This is a genomic window from Kocuria sp. HMSC066H03, from assembly GCF_001812045.1.
GTDB classification, from domain to species: domain Bacteria; phylum Actinomycetota; class Actinomycetes; order Actinomycetales; family Micrococcaceae; genus Kocuria; species Kocuria rhizophila.
The window spans coordinates 204,744-220,190 of record NZ_KV807506.1 but is presented as its reverse complement, the minus strand read 5'-3'; the positions used below and the strand labels follow the sequence as shown (position 1 = coordinate 220,190).

The following is a 15,447-nucleotide window of genomic DNA, read 5'->3' as shown; positions in this document are numbered from 1 at the left end:
GGCCCTAGGGTGGGTCCATGACCGCAGCGGACCCCACGCCTTCCTCGCCCCAGCTCTCCTCCGCAGATCCCGCAGACGGCCCCGATGACGTTCGCGGCACCGCTGCGCCCGCCCCGGGCCACGACGACGCCGCGCCTGCCCCGGGCCACGACGACGCCGCTCCCGCATCGGCCCACGACGACGCTCCTGCTCACGAGGACGCCCTGCACCCTGGGGACCCCGAGGCCGCCGGGCCGTTCCTCACCGTCGGCTACGTCCCCGGGGTCATGCCGGGGAAGTGGCTCGGCCGGTGGCGCCAGCGCCGCATGCGGCCGGTCCTCCGGGACGAGCTGCTGACGGCCGCCGGGTGGCGGCAGGCCCTGGACTCCGGGGAGGTCACCGCGTGCTTCGTCCGCCTCGACTGGTCGCCCGAGGACCCCGACCCGGACCACCTCCGCACCACTCACCACGCGGTGCACCTCTACGACGAGCTCCAGGTGGCCGTGCTGAGCACCGACGACGTCCTGGGGGTCCTGGACAGCCTCACCACGGCACAGCTCGCGGAGGAGTCCACGCCCCAGGCGCACGCGGACATCGACGACGCCGCCATGGCCGTGGAACTCGCGGCCGCCGGTGTGGGTCCCGTGGTGCTGCCGATGTCCGTGGCACGGCTGCACGCCCGCAAGGACGTCACCCACCGCGAACTCACGGACGCCCCGACCGTCCCCGTCTTCCTCGTGTGGCCCCGGGGTCTGGACGAGGACATGGAGGGCGCGGTGCAGCGCTTCGTGGGCATCGTGCGTGGGCGCAAGGAGTCCAGCGGGCGGGACGACGGCGCGGCGCCCGGCCAGGCGGCGTCGTCCGGGGTAGAGGGGCGGCCGTCACGGGCGATGAAGCCTGCGGCCTCAGAGAAGTCGCAGGAGAAGCAGCCGGCAACGCGCAGCGTCAAGCCCCAGTCCGGTGGGTGGGCCAAGGCCGGGGCGAGCACGAAGCCGGGGCTGCGCCGCAAGCCCGGGCGCAAGGTCAAGAACAGCCGGTCCAAGAAGCGGCGCTGAGCCGGGGCCTGCCTCCCGGGACGAGTCGAGCCGGACGGGAAGGGCTCCGAGCGGCGTCGGGCGAGGGTCTGTTGCGGAAAGAGTGGCAGCGGAGGCCGAGCCTGTGGCTCAGCCGTCCCCGCGGCGTTCCGAGGACGTGGTGCCCTCGCCGGTCTCGTCCCGGCTGGGGGTGCGGCCGTCCGGTGTGTGGCTGTCCGCGGCCGAGCCGTGGGGGCGCAGCGGAGTGGTGCGCACCTGGCCCGTGGTGGGCACACGCGGCATCGGGAAGGACGTGGTGGGGGCGTCAGCGAAGGTCTCAGGCTCGGAGCCGGTGCGCACCGTGACCTGGTTGGTCAGGGGGATGCGCAGCCCGTCCCGGTCCAGCATCTTCTTGATCCGCACGCGCATCACCCGGGCCACGTCCCACTGCTCGAGCGGGGCGGTCTTGACAGCGAGGCGGATGGTGATGCTCTCCCCGGAGATGTTCTCCACGCCCCACACCTCGGGGTCGTCCACGATGCTGGGGCCCACGTCCGGGTCGTCGCGCACCAGCAGGGCCTCGTGCTCGATCATGTCCGCCACCAGGTCGATGTTCGTGTCGTAGGGCACGGGGATGTCCAGCACGCAGCGGGCCCAGCCCTGGGACTGGTTGCCCACCCGCAGGATCTCGCCGTTGCGCACGTGCCACAGGGTGCCCTTGACGTCCCGCACCTGGGTCACGCGCAACCCCACGTTCTCCACGGTGCCGATCGCCTCCCCGAGGTCCACGGAGTCACCGATGCCCAGCTGGTCCTCGGCCACCATAAAGATGCCGGACAGATAGTCCTTCACCAGGGACTGCGCGCCGAAGGACAGGGCCACACCGGCGATGCCCGCCGAGGCGATCACCGGGGCGATGTTGAAGCCCAGTTCCGAGATGATCATGAGGATCGCGATGGCCCACACGATGATGGTGGCCACCGAAGCCAGCACCGCACCGATGGTGCGGGCCCGCAGCGCCTGCCGCTCCGAGGCCACCCCGGCGTCCTGCACCCAGCGGGACTGGCCGTGGTCGAGGCGCTTGACGATCCGGGATTGCGTGCCGCGCGCGATGCCGCGGGTGACCTTGCGGATCAGCAGGCGCACCACGGCGGAGACCACCACGCCCCCGATCAGCACCAGGAGCACGCGGAAGGGTTTGTCGAGCCAGAATTCGAGGTTGTGCATCGGCTTCAGCGTATCCGCAGCCCGTGGGTGTGCGCTTGGCGCGGCCGGGGCGGGAGCTGGGGGAGCGGCGTCGTCGGTCGGCAGGCGGGTCCCGCGGACCCGACGCAGACCCGGGGCGGCTCAGACGCTCAGAGCCAGTCCTTGACCTTGAACACCACGTACAGCGCCACGCCCACGAGCACCATGAGCACGAGCGCCATGGGGTAGCCGAAAGCCCACTCCAGTTCCGGCATGGCCTGGAAGTTCATGCCGTAGATGGAGCCCACGATGGACGGCGCGAACAGGATGGCCGCCCAGGAGGAGATCTTCTTCATCTGCTCGTTCTGGACCATCGCGGCCTCGTTCTGCCGTGCCGTGGTGAGCGTGGAGTCCAGGCTCATGGCGTCGGTCAGCGAGGAGCGCATGGACTCGAGCTTGCCGGTCACCGCGATCACGTGGTCCAGGACGTCCCGCAGCCGGTGCTGCAGCTCCTCGTGGGTGCCGTACTTGGTGAAGCCCGCGAAGTACCGCTGCATCACGGTGCTCAGGGGTGCCACGCCGCGGTGGAAGTCGTTGATCTCCCGGGCGAGCTCGTAGATCCGCTGGGACACGTTCGGTTCCCCGGCGAACAGGGCGTCCTCGATCTCGTCGATGTCGTTCTCCAGCCCGGAGAGCACCGGGAAGTAGTCGTCCACGATCTGGTCCAGCAGCGCGTAGAGCACCCCGTCCGGGCCGAAGCACAGCAGCTCCTGGTCCGCCTCCACGCGCTTGCGCACCCGGCTCACGCCACGGGACTCGGAGTGACGGATGGTGATCACGAAGTTGGGGCCGGTGAAGATGTGGATCTCCCCGATCTCCACGGTCTCGGTCTCGTCCTGGTAGACGGCCGGGCGGATCACGGTGAACAGCGTGTCCCCGTAGCGCTCCATCTTGGGCCGCTGGTGGGCCTGCACGGTGTCCTCCACGGCGAGCTCGTGCAGCTGGAAGTGCTCGGCGAGCGAGCGGATCTCCTCCGCCTCGGGGCGGTACAGCCCGATCCACGCCAGCACGGTGTCCTCGCCGCTGCCCGACTCGTCCGGCTGGTCCATGACCCGCCGCAGCAGGCTGTACGTCTCCTCCAGGGAGCGCGGGGACTCGACCTTGCGGCCGTTGCGATAGATGGCGTTCTCCACGATGCTCACCCGCCCATTATGGGGGTCCGCCACTAGACTGGCCGCCATGAGCCAGCCGTTCGATTCCCGCGTGGGCGCCTACGCCCTGATCACCCGCGACGAGCACCTCCTGCTCACGCACTGGAACCCCCGCCACCCCGATTTCGAGGGCGCGTGGACGCTTCCCGGCGGCGGCATGGAACCGGGGGAGCAGCCCGAGGAGACCATGGTGCGGGAGGTCTTCGAGGAGACCGGGTTCCACGTGGCCTCGGACGGACTCGTGGGCGTGCACAGCTACTGGATGAGCGCGGAGCAGCGCCTGGACCCCACCACGCGCGGCAACCACGCGTGCCGCGTGCTCTACACCGCGCACATCACCGGCGGTGATCTCGCGGTGGAGCAGGACGGCTCCTCGGACGACGCCGCCTGGGTCCCGTTCTCGCAGCTCGGCTCGATCAAGCGGCTGGACCTCGTGGACCAGGGGCTTCGCCTCGCGGGGCTCAGCGACGTGGTGGACGCGGCGGCCACACCGCCGGAGAACGTGGCCGAGCAGGACGTCTCCACCGAGCCCGGCGGGGACCGGTGACCCACCCCGGGCGGCTCCGGGCCGTGGCCGTGCTCGCCACGGGTGCCCTGCTGCTGAGCGGCTGCTCCGCGGGGGACGGGCAGAACGGGACCGGCGGCGGGGAACCCAGCGCGGCGGCGTCGTCCACCGGGCCCGAGACCGTGAAGATCGCCGCGGGCGTGGACACCCAGACCCGCGTGCTCGCGCACCTGTACCAGCAGCGGCTCAGTGCGGACGGCGTGCCCGCCACCGTGGTGGACGTGGGATCCACCCGCGCGGAGATCTTCGACGCGCTGCAGGACGGGCGGGCCACCATGGTCCCGGACTTCACGGGCGACCTCTACGTCTACGCGAGGCAGCACGAGGTGCCGGCCTCGCAGACGACCGGCGCGAGCCCCACCCCGGCGCCCAGCGCCTCCGCGGACACCGACGCCCCCCGCGGGCTCCTGGACTCCCTCGGGCAGCTGCTGGGGATCACGGGGGAGACCGGGCCGTCCGGGGACGACGTCTACCGGGCCCTGCCGGACGTGATGCCCAGCGGTCTGGAGGTGCTGGACTCCTCCGGCGCCCAGCGCACGGACCAGGTGGTGGTCACCGCCGCCACGGACGCGCAGTACGACCTCAAGAGCCTGGACGGCTCGGGCAAGCAGTGCGGCAAGCTCGCCGTGGGGATGCCCACCGACTATGCGGACAGCGCCCAGGGGGAGCCCGGCCTGAAGGCGTACTACGACTGCGACCCCAAGGCCGCGCCCGAGTACAAGACCACCGACGAGCTCGTGGACGCGCTGCTCACCGATCAGGTGCAGGCCGCCGTGCTGCGGTCCTCGGAACCGGTGATTCAGGACGACGGGCTCGTGGCCCTGGAGGACCCCAACCGGCTCTTCCGCCCGGAGCACGCCGTGGTGGTGGGATCGGAGAAGCTCAGCGACCAGGCGGTGTCCAGCGTCAACGCCGTGACCGCGGAACTCACCACCGAGGACCTCACCACCATCACCCGGCTCACCGGCGGTGAGGATCCGGCCATGAGCCCCGAGAAGGCGGCCACCTACCTCCGGGAGCAGCCCCGCTGACTCCGGAGGCGATCCGCGGGGCACCATGCCCGCTGTGGACCGATCCGGGGACCCGGAACGGGTGCGTCGCACCGCTGAACCGCCGGGGACCCGCGAGTAGTCTGGCCCCATGGCAAAGGTGAAGCAGTCCGACAAACTGAAGAACGTCCTCTACGACATCCGCGGCCCCGTGCTGGAGCAGGCGGAGAAGATGGAGGCGGCGGGTCAGCGCATCCTGCGCCTGAACATCGGCAACCCCGCACCCTTCGGCTTCGAGGCACCGGACGCCATCCTGGTGGACATGATCAAGAACCTGCCCAACGCGCAGGGCTACTCGGACTCCCGGGGCATCTACTCAGCCCGCACCGCGGTGGTGCAGTACTACCAGACGCGCGGGATCATGAACCTGGACACCGACGACGTCTACCTGGGCAACGGCGTCTCCGAGCTGATCACCATGGCCCTGCAGGCACTGTGCAACCCTGGTGACGAGCTGCTCATCCCCTCCCCGGACTACCCGCTGTGGACCGCGTCCGTGGCGCTGTCCGGCGGTACCCCCGTGCACTACGAGTGCGACGAGGAGAACGGGTGGAACCCTGACCTCGAGGACATGGCCTCGAAGATCACGGAGCGCACCAAGGGCATCGTGGTCATCAACCCCAACAACCCCACGGGCGCGGTGTACTCCAAGGAGACCCTGCAGAAGATCGTGGACCTGGCCAAGGAGCACGACCTCATCCTGTTCTCGGACGAGATCTACGAGAAGATCACGTACGACGACGCCGAGATGATCAACACCGCGAGCCTCACCGGTGAGGACGTGCTGTGCCTGACCTTCTCCGGGCTCTCCAAGGCGTACCGCGTGGCGGGCTACCGCTCCGGGTGGCTCGCGATCACCGGGCCCAACTGGCGCGCGGAGTCCTACCTGGAGGGCATCAAGCTGCTCGCCAACATGCGCATGTGCGCCAACGTCCCCGCGCAGCACGCCATCCAGACCGCCCTGGGCGGATACCAGTCGATCAACGACCTCATCCTCCCCGGCGGCCGGCTCAAGGCCCAGCGGGACATCGCCCACCGCAAGCTCAACGAGATCGACGGCGTCACGTGCGAGCAGGCCCGCGGTGCGCTGTACCTGTTCCCCAAGCTGGACGTGGAGAAGTTCGGGATCGTGGACGACGAGCGCTTCGCCCTGGACCTGCTCAAGGAGCAGAAGATCCTGCTCAGCCACGGCACGGCGTTCAACTGGGGCAAGCCCGACCACTTCCGACTGGTCACCCTGCCCGCGGTGGACATGCTGGACACTGCCCTGGACCGCCTGGGCGAGTTCCTCTCGACCTACCAGCAGTAGGCCGTTCCTACTCCTACTCGGCGTCCGACGCCGCCTGGTCCCGGCTCTCCCGTCGGGCGCGGGCGGCGTCGAGCCGTTCCCGGGCGCCGTCGAGCCACTGCTCGCAACGGGTGGCCAGGGCCTCGCCGCGCTCCCACAGCCGCAGGGACTCCTCGAGGGAGGCGCCGCCCGTCTCGAGCTGGGAGACGATCTGCACGAGCTGCTCGCGGGCCTGCTCGTAGCCGAGCTGGTCCACGTCGGAGAGGTCCGGCGCGCCCTGCTGGGGGCTCTGCTGGGAGTCGGTGCTCTGGTTCTGCTGTGCCACGGTGTTCCTTCCGGTGGTGGTGCCTGGTGATGCGTGGTGTGCGGGTGCTGTGCGCCCCGGGTCGGATGCCCTGTCCGGTCGCTGGTGGGACGGGCGAACGCCTCAGCGCTCGCCCGGCTGACGGGTACTGGCGGCGGTGACGTCCACGCCCAGCTCTCCGGCGGCCAGCCGCACGGTGAGGGACTGGCCCGTCTCCGCGCGGGCGGCGTCCGTGAGCACGGAGCCGTCCGCGGTCTGCACCACGGCGTAGCCGCGGTCCAGGGTCTGCTGCGGGGACAGGGCACGGACCCGGGCGCGCAGCTGGACCACGGAGTCCTGGGCCCGCAGGGCCAGGGAGTTCGCGGCAGACCAGGCGCGGGAGCGCAGCCGGTCCACGTCCTCCTCGCGCACCAGGATCATGCCCTCCGGTTGGGCGAGCACGGGACGTGAGCGCACGGTGTCCAGGCCGTGCTGCTCGCGGTCGAGCATCGAACCCACGGCGCGGTCCAGTGCGGCGCGGGCCTGGCCGAGGCGCAGCCGTTCGTCCTGGACATCCGGCACGATGCGCTTGCCCGCGTCCGTGGGGGTCGAGGCCCGGACGTCCGCCACGTGGTCCAGCAGGGGCTGGTCGTTCTCGTGGCCGATCGCGCTGACCACCGGGGTCCGGGCCGCGAAGACCGCGCGCAGCAGGGATTCGTCACTGAACGAGAGCAGGTCCTCGAAGGCACCGCCACCGCGGGCGATCACGATGACGTCCACCTCGTCCAGGGCGTCGAGATCCTGCAGGGCCCCGATGACGGCGCGTGCCGAGCCCGAGCCCTGGACGGGGACCTCGCGGATCTCGAACTGCACACCCGGCCAGCGGTTGGTGGCGTTGCGCACCACGTCCTTCTCCGCGTCCGAGTTGCGCCCGGTGATCAGCCCCACGCGGTGGGGGAGCACCGGCAGAGGCTTCTTGTGGGCCTGGTCGAACAGTCCCTCGTCCGCGAGGGACCGGCGCAGCCTCTCCAGGCGCTCCAGGAGGTCGCCGAGTCCCACGGGGCGGATGTCCCGACCCAGCATGGAGAGCCGCCCGGTCTTGACGTAGAAGTCCGCCTTGAGGCTCACGACCACGCGCGAGCCCCGTTCCAGGGGACGCTCCAGCCGGGCCATCTCGTTCTTGAACAGGGTGACGTTCACGGAGACCTCCTCCTGGAGGTCCCGCAGGGTCACGTAGCAGACCCGGGCCCGCTCGTTGACCTCGATCACCTGGCCCTCGACCCACGCGTCCGGGGCCTTCTGGACCCAGCCGTGCAGGGAGTGGGAGAGCTTGCTCAGCGGCCAGGGGTTCTCGGGGGTGGTGTCCCGTGCCAGGCGGGGGAGCTCGGCCGGAGCACCCGCCGGCGCGGCGGAGCGCTCGGCGTCCGGGGGGAACGCGGCGCTGGGAGACGACGAGGTGTCCATGGGACATAAGTATCACCCGTCGGGGACACGCACAGCCGCTGCTCCCTAGAGTGGAGCGGTGAGCTCCTCGCCGTTCCCCCACCCCTCCGATGCCCTCCGCAGCGTGGCCGCCGCTGCGCTGGCCCTGCTGGCCGGCGCAGGCTTCGCCCTGTGGCTGGGGGTGTCCTGGCTGCAGGACCACCTGCTCTCGCCCTCCGGGTTCCAGGACACCGCCGCGTCCGTGATCACGGAGACGAGCTTCCAGGACGAGCTGGTCCGCACCCTGCTGGACCGGGCGACTTTCAGCGCCCTGGAGGACAAAGCCACCGGCATCGACGCCGTGGACCGGACGATCGAGTCCATCCGCGAGACGGTGGTGGACTCCGCCCAGTCCTGGCTGACCGCGCCCGAGCAGGAGGGCGCGTGGCTCGCGGTGCTCAACGACACCCACGACGCGAACATCCCCCTGACCCCCTCCGCCGGGCACGCGCCGGACGAGCTCGTGGTGGACGTCAGCGCGCTCGGGGAGGCCGTGAACCGCCAGGTGGAGGACGCCGTGGGCTTCTCCCCGGGCATCGACGAGCAGAACTTCACGGTGACCGTCCCGGGCGTGCACACGGGAGCGGTGGTGGACGCCCTCGTTCAGCTGGCCCAGTGGCGCTACGTCCTGCCGTGGCTCGCGGGCGCGGCCGGGATCGCCGCCGTGGTGGTGTCCCCGCGCCGCTGGCTCGCGCTCGCGGGAGTGGGAGTCGCGGGGGTGGTGTGCACGGGGATCGTGCTCGCCCTGGCGCTCGCGGGCGGACGCGCGGTGGTGGACGCCGCCGCCGTGGACCCGGTGGCGCACCTGGTGACTGAGCAGATCGTCTCGTTGCTGCAGGAGTCCTTCACGGAACGCGGCGTCACCGGCATGATCTGGGCGGGGGTCGTGGCGCTGGCGGGTGTGATCGGCGCCGTGGTGCGTGTCCGTACGGTCACTTACGATAGTGGGCATGTCCACCGTGGTTGACCTCTCCATGCCCACCGTCCCCCGGGTGCGTCGCACTCCCCAGGAGATTGCCGACGCCGCTCCGGTCACCGGGCGCAAGGTGCTCCTGGCAGCGCCGCGCGGCTACTGCGCGGGCGTGGACCGGGCCGTGATTGCCGTGGAGAAGGCCCTGGAGCACTACGGCGCCCCGGTGTACGTGCGCAAGGAGATCGTGCACAACAAGCACGTGGTGCAGACGCTCGAGGAACGCGGTGCCGTGTTCGTGGAGGAGACCGACGAGGTCCCGGAGGGATCGCTCGTGGTGTTCTCCGCCCACGGGGTGTCCCCGGCCGTGGTGCAGTCCGCGCAGGACCGCAACCTCAACACCATCGACGCCACCTGCCCCCTGGTCACCAAGGTGCACCGCGAGGCCGTGCGCTTCGCCAAGAACGACTACGAGATCCTGCTGATCGGCCACGTGGGCCACGAAGAGGTCGAGGGCACGTTCGGGGAGGCCCCCGAGCACATCCAGATCGTGAACTCCCCGGAGGACGTGGACACCCTGGAGGTGCACGACCCCGACAAGGTCGTGTGGCTCTCCCAGACCACCCTGAGCGTGGACGAGACCATGGAGACGGTGAACCGGCTGCGCGCCAAGTTCCCCAACATGATCGACCCGCCCAGCGACGACATCTGCTACGCCACCTCCAACCGCCAGGCTGCGATCAAGGAGATCGCCCCGCAGGCGGACCTGGTGCTGGTCGTCGGTTCGGCGAACTCCTCCAACTCGGTGCGCCTCAAGGAAGTGGCCCTGGAGTACGGGGCCCGGCGCGCAGAGCGTGTGGACTTCGCCAACCAGGTGGACGAGTCCTGGTTCGAGGGCGTGGCCACCGTGGGGCTGACCTCCGGAGCCTCCGTCCCCGAGGTGCTCGTGCAGCAGGTCCTGGACCTGCTCGCGGAGTACGGCTACGGGGAGGTCGAAGAAGTGGTGACCGCCCAGGAGGACATCCTGTTCTCCCTGCCCAAGGAGCTGCGCGCCAAGCTCGCGAAGGACGGGGACACCACCCGCGGTCTGGGTGGCCGCGGCACCAAGCCCTCCCGCTGAGGCCTGACGCCAAGACCTCGTGCTGAGCGCTGGATCCAGGCCCTCGCGCTGAGCCTTGGCTCCGGGTCCTCTCGCTGAGTCCTGGCACCGCCTCGTCCCCCCCCCCGAGCCCTGGCGTCAGGACCTTGCCCCTGAGCCGTCGCGCCAGGCCCTTGCCCTGGGCCGCCGTGCCAGGCCCTTGCCCTGGGCAGCGGTCAGTCGTTCACGAACTCCGTGGCCGTGACTGGTCGCGGCACGGACTCCACGGTTCTCGTCTCCAGCGCCTCGGAGTCGGTGGCCGTGGGGTCCAGCTCGGCAATCCTCCGCGCCGAGGGCAGGACCCGGGACTCGAGGGAACCCACCAGCTTGTTGTAGCCGTCCACCGAGCGCCGCAGTGAACCGCCCATGTCGGAGAGGTGCTTGCCCACGGCGCCCATGCGGTCGTAGAGCTCCCGGGACAGCCGGTACAGCTCTCGTGCGTTGTCCGTGAGGGTGGCCTGACGCCAGCTGAACGCCACGGCCTTGAGCGAGGCGAGCAGGGACACCGGGGACACCAGGGCCACGTTCGCACGCGCCGCGTGATCCAGCAGGGAGGCGTCAGCGTCCAGCGCGGCGGCGAGGGCGGACTCGACCGGCACGAAGCACATCACCAGCTCGGGGGAGTTCTCCTCTGCGGACCAGTACTTCTTGGTGCCCAGGGTGTTCACGTGGGCCCTCAGGGCCTTGGCGTGCGCGGTGAGCAGCTGGGCGCGGCGCTGCTCGTTCTCGGGGGAGCCGTCCGCGGGGACGGCCTGGGCGTCCAGGTAGGAGGACATGGGGGCCTTCGCGTCCACCACCACGGTCTGCGCCCCGGGCAAGTTGATCACCATGTCCGGGCGCTGGGTGCCGGAATCCGTGGAGCGCACCGTCTGCTCCGTGAAGTCCACGTGGCGGGTCATGCCGGCGGCCTCCACCACGCGGCGCAGTTGCATCTCACCCCAGGCGCCGCGGGCGGTGGTGGAGCGCAGGGAGCCTTCCAACGAGGTGGTGGCGTGCAGCAGCTGCTGGTCCGTGGTGCGGGCCGCTTCAAGGGCCTGGGCCACGGCCCCGAACTGCTGGGCACGGTCCCGCTCCAGCTGGTTCACGTGCCGTCCCACGGACGAGAGCTGGTCGTTGAGCGGTGCCAGCGCGCGCATGACGTCCTGGTCCTGCACGGCTCGCGCCTCGAGGGACTCCACACGCTGCTCGAGCTGCTCGGCTGCGGCCCGCGCGGAGGCGGCGTCCTGCAGAGCGGCGAGCCGCTGCGCCTGGGCCTCCTCCAGCTCGGTCTCCAGCGCCGTCGACTTCTGGTGGGCCAGCACGTACCCCAGCACCATGCCCACCACGAGGGCGAACAGCGCCCACAACCACCACACCTGAGCCATCACCGAAGCATCCATGCGCTCACCATGACAATTCCGTCCGACACGCATAAGCGTCCCGGTGGAGCTCATCAACGGGTCCGGAAGGCTACAGCCACCCGTTGCGCGCGGCGACGGCCGCCGCCTCGGTCCGGTTGGCGGTTCCGGTCTTGCCGATCGCGGAGGACAGGTGGTTGCGCACCGTGCCCGCGGAGAGGTACAGGGCCCGCCCGATCTGTCCCGCCGAGGCCCCGTGGGACGCCTCGCGCAGCACGTCCTGCTCCCGCGGGGTCAGGGGATTGGGCCCCGCCAGCAGGGACTTCTCGGCCAGGGCCGGGTCAACCACCCGCAGCCCGGCGTGCACCTTCCGGATGGCCTCCGCGAGCTCCGCAGCGGGGGTGTCTTTGACCACGAAACCGGACGCCCCGGCGTCGAACGCGCGCCGCAGGTAGCCGGGACGGTCGAACGTGGTGACCATCAGGCAGCGCGTCTCACGCCCAGCGGCGACGATCCGCTCGGTGGCCTCCAGGCCCGTGAGCCCCGGCATCTCGATGTCCAGCAGGGCCACGTCCACGGGGAGGTTCCCGGCAAGAGCAACCGCCTCGGCGCCGTCCGCTGCCTGGGCCACCACGGTGATGTCCGGTTCCAGGTCCAGCAGGGCGGCCAGCCCGGCGCGCACGAGGGCCTGGTCGTCCGCGATCAGCACTCGGATCTCGGTCATGCCCGCCTCACCTCCACGATCGTGCCGCCCCGGGGATCCCGCGCGACCGTCACGTCACATCCTGCCGCTCGTGCCCGCTCCTTCATGCCGCGGATGCCGTTGCCCTCTCGCAGCGCCGGCTCGGCGGCACCGGCCCCGGTGCTCTCCTCGGTTCCGGAGCACGACGACGGCGCCTCACCGCGGTCCCCGGCACGCACCGGCCGCTCCGTGTCCAGGCCGACGTGCACCACCTTGTCCTGGGTGAGTGCATCCGCCGCAGCGTCGTCGGTGCGCGGACAGCTGGTCGAGGGCGCCGCGTCATCCGGACGAGCGCCGGTCCCGGTCCGGGCTGAGTGGTGAGTGGAGGCACCCGCGGCCCGTGCGCCGTCGTCCGCGATGCGCAGCGACGAACTGGTGACCGTGACGCGGCAGTGCGCGGCGCCCGAGTGGCGGACCACGTTGGTCACGGCCTCCCGCAGGATCCACGCGAACGCGGAACGGGTGGCGGCGTCCAGGGGCGGGACCGAGGACGGCAGGTGCGGGGTGATCCCGGCGGCGCGCAGGGCCGCGCGTGCCTGGACGAATTCGACGCCCAGGTCCAGGTCCCGCAGCTTGCCGACCGTGGAGCGCACGTCGGTGAGGGCTTCGCGGGACAGCGCCAGGACGTCGTCGAGCTCGGCGACGGCGCGCTGCGGGTCCGTCTCCACGAGCCGCTGGGCGAGCTGCGTCTTGACGGTGATGACCGTGAGGGAGTGGCCCAGGATGTCGTGGACGTCCCGGCCCACGGACTCACGCTGCCGGGAGACCTCGAGCTCGCGGGCCAGGCGTTCGTGGGTCTCGGAGCGCTCCACGGCGAAGCGGGAGAGCAGGATGATCAGCCCGGACGGGACCAGGCCGAACAGCGGCCAGAACCACTGTCCCCGGGGGAGCAGCATGAGCAACGGAACGAGGGCCGCCACCTCGATCAGGAGCATGGCCAGGATGCCCTGGCGCAGGGGCAGCCGGAACGCGCACACGGCCACGAAGAACGGGGCCATGTAAGTCATGCCCCACGGAGAGGCCGGCAGCAGCAGGGCCAGTGGCACGAGAAGGACCACGCACCACAGCACGGCGTTGCCCAGCACGCTCAGGCGCGGGACCAGGATGTGCCGGATCCAGGAGAGCGTGTAGAGCCCGGCGAAGAGCACCAGTCCGAGCAGTCCCAGGGCAGTGGCCCAGACCGACTCGTCGCTCTGCAGCAGTGCCGCGGCGGGAATCACGAGGAACACGAGCCAGACGGTGGCGAACAGCAGGTCGGACCAGTCGTGCTCGGGTTCCTCGGTGCGTGGGCGCGGGGCGGTCCCCGTGGGAGCGCTCATCGGCGGGCCGTGGACGTCCGGGCGGCCAGCAGCGCGATGACCCCGAACACGGCGGCCCAGGCCACGGCATTGACCACGAGCCACAGCAGGCTGTCGGTCTGCGGGGCACCGCCCATGGTGGCCACCTCACCTTCGGTCACGGGATAGCGGGCAATGCCCACGATTCCATACATGGGGGTGAACCGGGCGACGGCCAGCATCCCGCCGGAGAGCGGCATGAACACGTTGCCGAAGAACGCGAACACCACCAGCGCGCCGGAGGCGGCCCCCACGGCGGTGTCCGAGCGGAAGATCAGGCCCGCGGCAAGCCCGTAGAACGCGAAGACCACGGAGACCACCACGCACAGCACGGCGGCCAGCGCCCAGCGCCAGAGACCATCCATCGAGGCGTTGGTGAACGCCCCCACCAGGAACACGATGACCACGGGCAGCACCGCGATCAGCAGGGCCACCGCCACCTTGGTGGCCGCGTAGCCGCCCGTGCCCATGGGGGTCAGCGCGAGCTGCCGGCCCCAGCCCTGCAGCCGCTCCACGGCGGCGCCGGCGGAGATGGCGGTGGTGGCCGTGACGGCCCCGTACACGGCCATCGACACCATCACGTACGCGGAGACGTTGCCCCCGGGCAGGCGGGCGTCGGACCAGCCCTGCACCGCGCCGAACAGGATGAACAGCACGGCGGGCAGCAGGGCCACGAACACCAGGTTGGGGATCGCGCGGACGTTCCGCAGGACGTCGTGGGCGGTGTAGGTCAGGGACATGATGGTCTCCTCGGGGTCGGGATGCGGTTCAGGGGTGTGAGCTGCGGCGCGCCGCGCGCTGGCTCACGCGGCGGCGTCGTCGTGCCGGACCAGCGCGGCGAACGCCTCGTCGAGGCCGCCGCGGGAGATCTCCAGGGCGCTCGCGGGGGTGCGGGTCAGCAGCTCGCGGGCGAGGGCGTCCGCATCCTCGGTGCGCAGGTGCACGCGGGACTCCGAGCGGCGCGAGACGGTGGCGCCCGCGAACTCGGGCAGCGGTTCGCCGGCCGGCCACACGAAGGAGACGGTGTGGTGCCGGGACGTGGAGCGCAGCTCGTCCACGGAGCCGTCGAACGTGAGGCGCCCGGCGTCCATCAGGACGATCCGCTCGGCGACGTCCTCCGCCTCCTGAAGGTAGTGCGTGGCGAACACGACCGTGAGCCCGCGCTCGGTCTCGGCGCGCATCGCGTCCCAGAACTCGGTGCGGGACTGCACGTCCATGCCCGCGGTCGGCTCGTCCAGCACGAGCAGCTCGGGGCGCGGGAGCAGGGCCAGGGCGAAGCGGACGCGCTGCTGCTGCCCGCCCGAGCACTTGGCCACCTTCCGGCGCGCGAACGACGCCGCTCCCGCCCGTTCCAGCGCCTCGTCCACGGGCAGGTGGTCCGGGTAGAGGGACGCGATCATGGTCACGGTCTCGCGCACGCTCAGGTCCGCGAGCAGCCCGCCCACCTGCTGCACCGCGCCCACCTTGCCGTGGGCCACGGCCGCGCGGGGGCGCTCGCCGCACACGCTCACCGCGCCGGAGGTGGGCTCGCTCATGCCGAGCACCATGTCCAGCAGGGTCGTCTTCCCGGCGCCGTTCGGTCCCAGCAGGGCGACGACGCCGCCGCGCGGGATCTCCAGCGAGACACCCTGCACGGCGCGGACCGTCTCGGAGCGGGTGCGGAAGGTCTTGACGGCGTCCTGCACCTGGATGGCGGGGGAGTGGGGCTGCGGTGGGTGTGTGGTGTTCATGGGTTCAGATTCCCGTGCGGCGGGGTGGCGCTGAACTGCGGATTGTCACGAGTGGGGCATGACATGTGTCAGGGGTGGGGTTGCGGGAGGGTGCCGCAAAGCGCACTGGCCCGGTGCTCTGCGTGGATACGGACCGCTGTGCCCTTGCCCCGGTCGGGGCCGTGGGCGGGGACCGCGCGGTGGTGCGGCGGGGCGCGG

General features: G+C 71.2%; 15 protein-coding genes. 6 read left to right on the top strand and 9 right to left on the bottom strand.

The features are described 5' to 3' along the window. Positions 1 to 17 precede the first annotated feature (17 nt). Complete coding sequence (locus HMPREF2833_RS04415) at positions 18 to 1,034, top strand: LysR substrate-binding domain-containing protein (protein ID WP_019309576.1); 1,017 nt, start codon at positions 18 to 20, stop codon at positions 1,032 to 1,034. 108 nt (positions 1,035 to 1,142) lie between these two features. On the opposite strand, the gene HMPREF2833_RS04410 is transcribed toward HMPREF2833_RS04415, so the two are convergent. After that, positions 1,143 to 2,219 carry a mechanosensitive ion channel family protein gene (locus HMPREF2833_RS04410; RefSeq protein ID WP_070636788.1) on the bottom strand — a complete coding sequence of 359 codons (1,077 nt, stop codon included), beginning with the start codon at positions 2,217 to 2,219 and terminating at the stop codon, positions 1,143 to 1,145. 128 nt (positions 2,220 to 2,347) lie between these two features. Continuing rightward, the gene (gene corA / locus HMPREF2833_RS04405) at positions 2,348 to 3,379 is read right to left on the bottom strand and encodes a magnesium/cobalt transporter CorA (RefSeq protein WP_019309574.1); all 1,032 of its coding nucleotides are present in this window, start codon (positions 3,377 to 3,379) and stop codon (positions 2,348 to 2,350) included. Positions 3,380 to 3,416: 37 nt separating this feature from the next. Here corA and HMPREF2833_RS04400 point away from each other — a divergent pair, with 37 nt between their 5' ends. From HMPREF2833_RS04400 to HMPREF2833_RS04390, 3 genes are all read left to right on the top strand, one after another. Then, positions 3,417 to 3,935, top strand: coding sequence for an NUDIX hydrolase (locus tag HMPREF2833_RS04400; RefSeq protein WP_019309573.1), 519 nt, complete (start codon positions 3,417 to 3,419; stop codon positions 3,933 to 3,935). Then, a complete protein-coding gene (locus tag HMPREF2833_RS04395) occupies positions 3,932 to 4,984 on the top strand; it encodes a glycine betaine ABC transporter substrate-binding protein (RefSeq protein WP_070636787.1) in 1,053 nt (350 codons plus the stop codon). Before HMPREF2833_RS04400 ends, HMPREF2833_RS04395 begins: the two co-directional genes overlap by 4 nt. A 109-nt stretch (positions 4,985 to 5,093) precedes the next feature. Further along, the gene (locus HMPREF2833_RS04390) at positions 5,094 to 6,311 is read left to right on the top strand and encodes a pyridoxal phosphate-dependent aminotransferase (protein WP_019309571.1); all 1,218 of its coding nucleotides are present in this window, start codon (positions 5,094 to 5,096) and stop codon (positions 6,309 to 6,311) included. 13 nt (positions 6,312 to 6,324) lie between these two features. Here the strand turns inward: HMPREF2833_RS04390 and HMPREF2833_RS04385 are convergent, their stop codons facing one another. Next, positions 6,325 to 6,615: an exodeoxyribonuclease VII small subunit gene (locus tag HMPREF2833_RS04385; RefSeq protein ID WP_019309570.1), complete on the bottom strand. Its 291-nt coding sequence runs from the start codon at positions 6,613 to 6,615 to the stop codon at positions 6,325 to 6,327. Positions 6,616 to 6,717: 102 nt separating this feature from the next. Beyond that, the gene (gene xseA / locus HMPREF2833_RS04380; RefSeq protein ID WP_047978172.1) at positions 6,718 to 8,037 is read right to left on the bottom strand and encodes an exodeoxyribonuclease VII large subunit; all 1,320 of its coding nucleotides are present in this window, start codon (positions 8,035 to 8,037) and stop codon (positions 6,718 to 6,720) included. Between the two features lie 58 nt (positions 8,038 to 8,095). Here xseA and HMPREF2833_RS04375 point away from each other — a divergent pair, with 58 nt between their 5' ends. Together HMPREF2833_RS04375 and HMPREF2833_RS04370 are read left to right on the top strand one after the other, a co-directional pair. Next, a complete protein-coding gene (locus tag HMPREF2833_RS04375) occupies positions 8,096 to 9,022 on the top strand; it encodes a hypothetical protein (protein ID WP_070636786.1) in 927 nt (308 codons plus the stop codon). Further along, on the top strand, positions 9,006 to 10,085 hold the full coding sequence (locus HMPREF2833_RS04370; protein ID WP_019309567.1) for a 4-hydroxy-3-methylbut-2-enyl diphosphate reductase: 1,080 nt from the start codon (positions 9,006 to 9,008) through the stop codon (positions 10,083 to 10,085). The genes HMPREF2833_RS04375 and HMPREF2833_RS04370 overlap by 17 nt, the downstream gene beginning before the upstream one ends. Positions 10,086 to 10,279: 194 nt before the next feature. On the opposite strand, the gene rmuC is transcribed toward HMPREF2833_RS04370, so the two are convergent. The 5 genes from rmuC to HMPREF2833_RS04345 form a co-directional block, all read right to left on the bottom strand. Further along, entirely contained in the window at positions 10,280 to 11,482 is a 1,203-nt protein-coding gene (gene rmuC, locus HMPREF2833_RS04365) for a DNA recombination protein RmuC (protein WP_047978174.1), read from the bottom strand. 70 nt (positions 11,483 to 11,552) lie between these two features. Further along, the gene (locus HMPREF2833_RS04360) at positions 11,553 to 12,164 is read right to left on the bottom strand and encodes a response regulator transcription factor (RefSeq protein WP_047978175.1); all 612 of its coding nucleotides are present in this window, start codon (positions 12,162 to 12,164) and stop codon (positions 11,553 to 11,555) included. Then, the gene (locus HMPREF2833_RS04355) at positions 12,161 to 13,501 is read right to left on the bottom strand and encodes a sensor histidine kinase (RefSeq protein ID WP_070636785.1); all 1,341 of its coding nucleotides are present in this window, start codon (positions 13,499 to 13,501) and stop codon (positions 12,161 to 12,163) included. Before HMPREF2833_RS04355 ends, HMPREF2833_RS04360 begins: the two co-directional genes overlap by 4 nt. Further along, a complete protein-coding gene (locus HMPREF2833_RS04350; RefSeq protein ID WP_070636784.1) occupies positions 13,498 to 14,259 on the bottom strand; it encodes an ABC transporter permease in 762 nt (253 codons plus the stop codon). The genes HMPREF2833_RS04355 and HMPREF2833_RS04350 overlap by 4 nt, the downstream gene beginning before the upstream one ends. Positions 14,260 to 14,322: 63 nt before the next feature. Further along, complete coding sequence (locus tag HMPREF2833_RS04345) at positions 14,323 to 15,249, bottom strand: ABC transporter ATP-binding protein (protein WP_070636783.1); 927 nt, start codon at positions 15,247 to 15,249, stop codon at positions 14,323 to 14,325. Between the last annotated feature and the right edge of the window lie 198 nt (positions 15,250 to 15,447).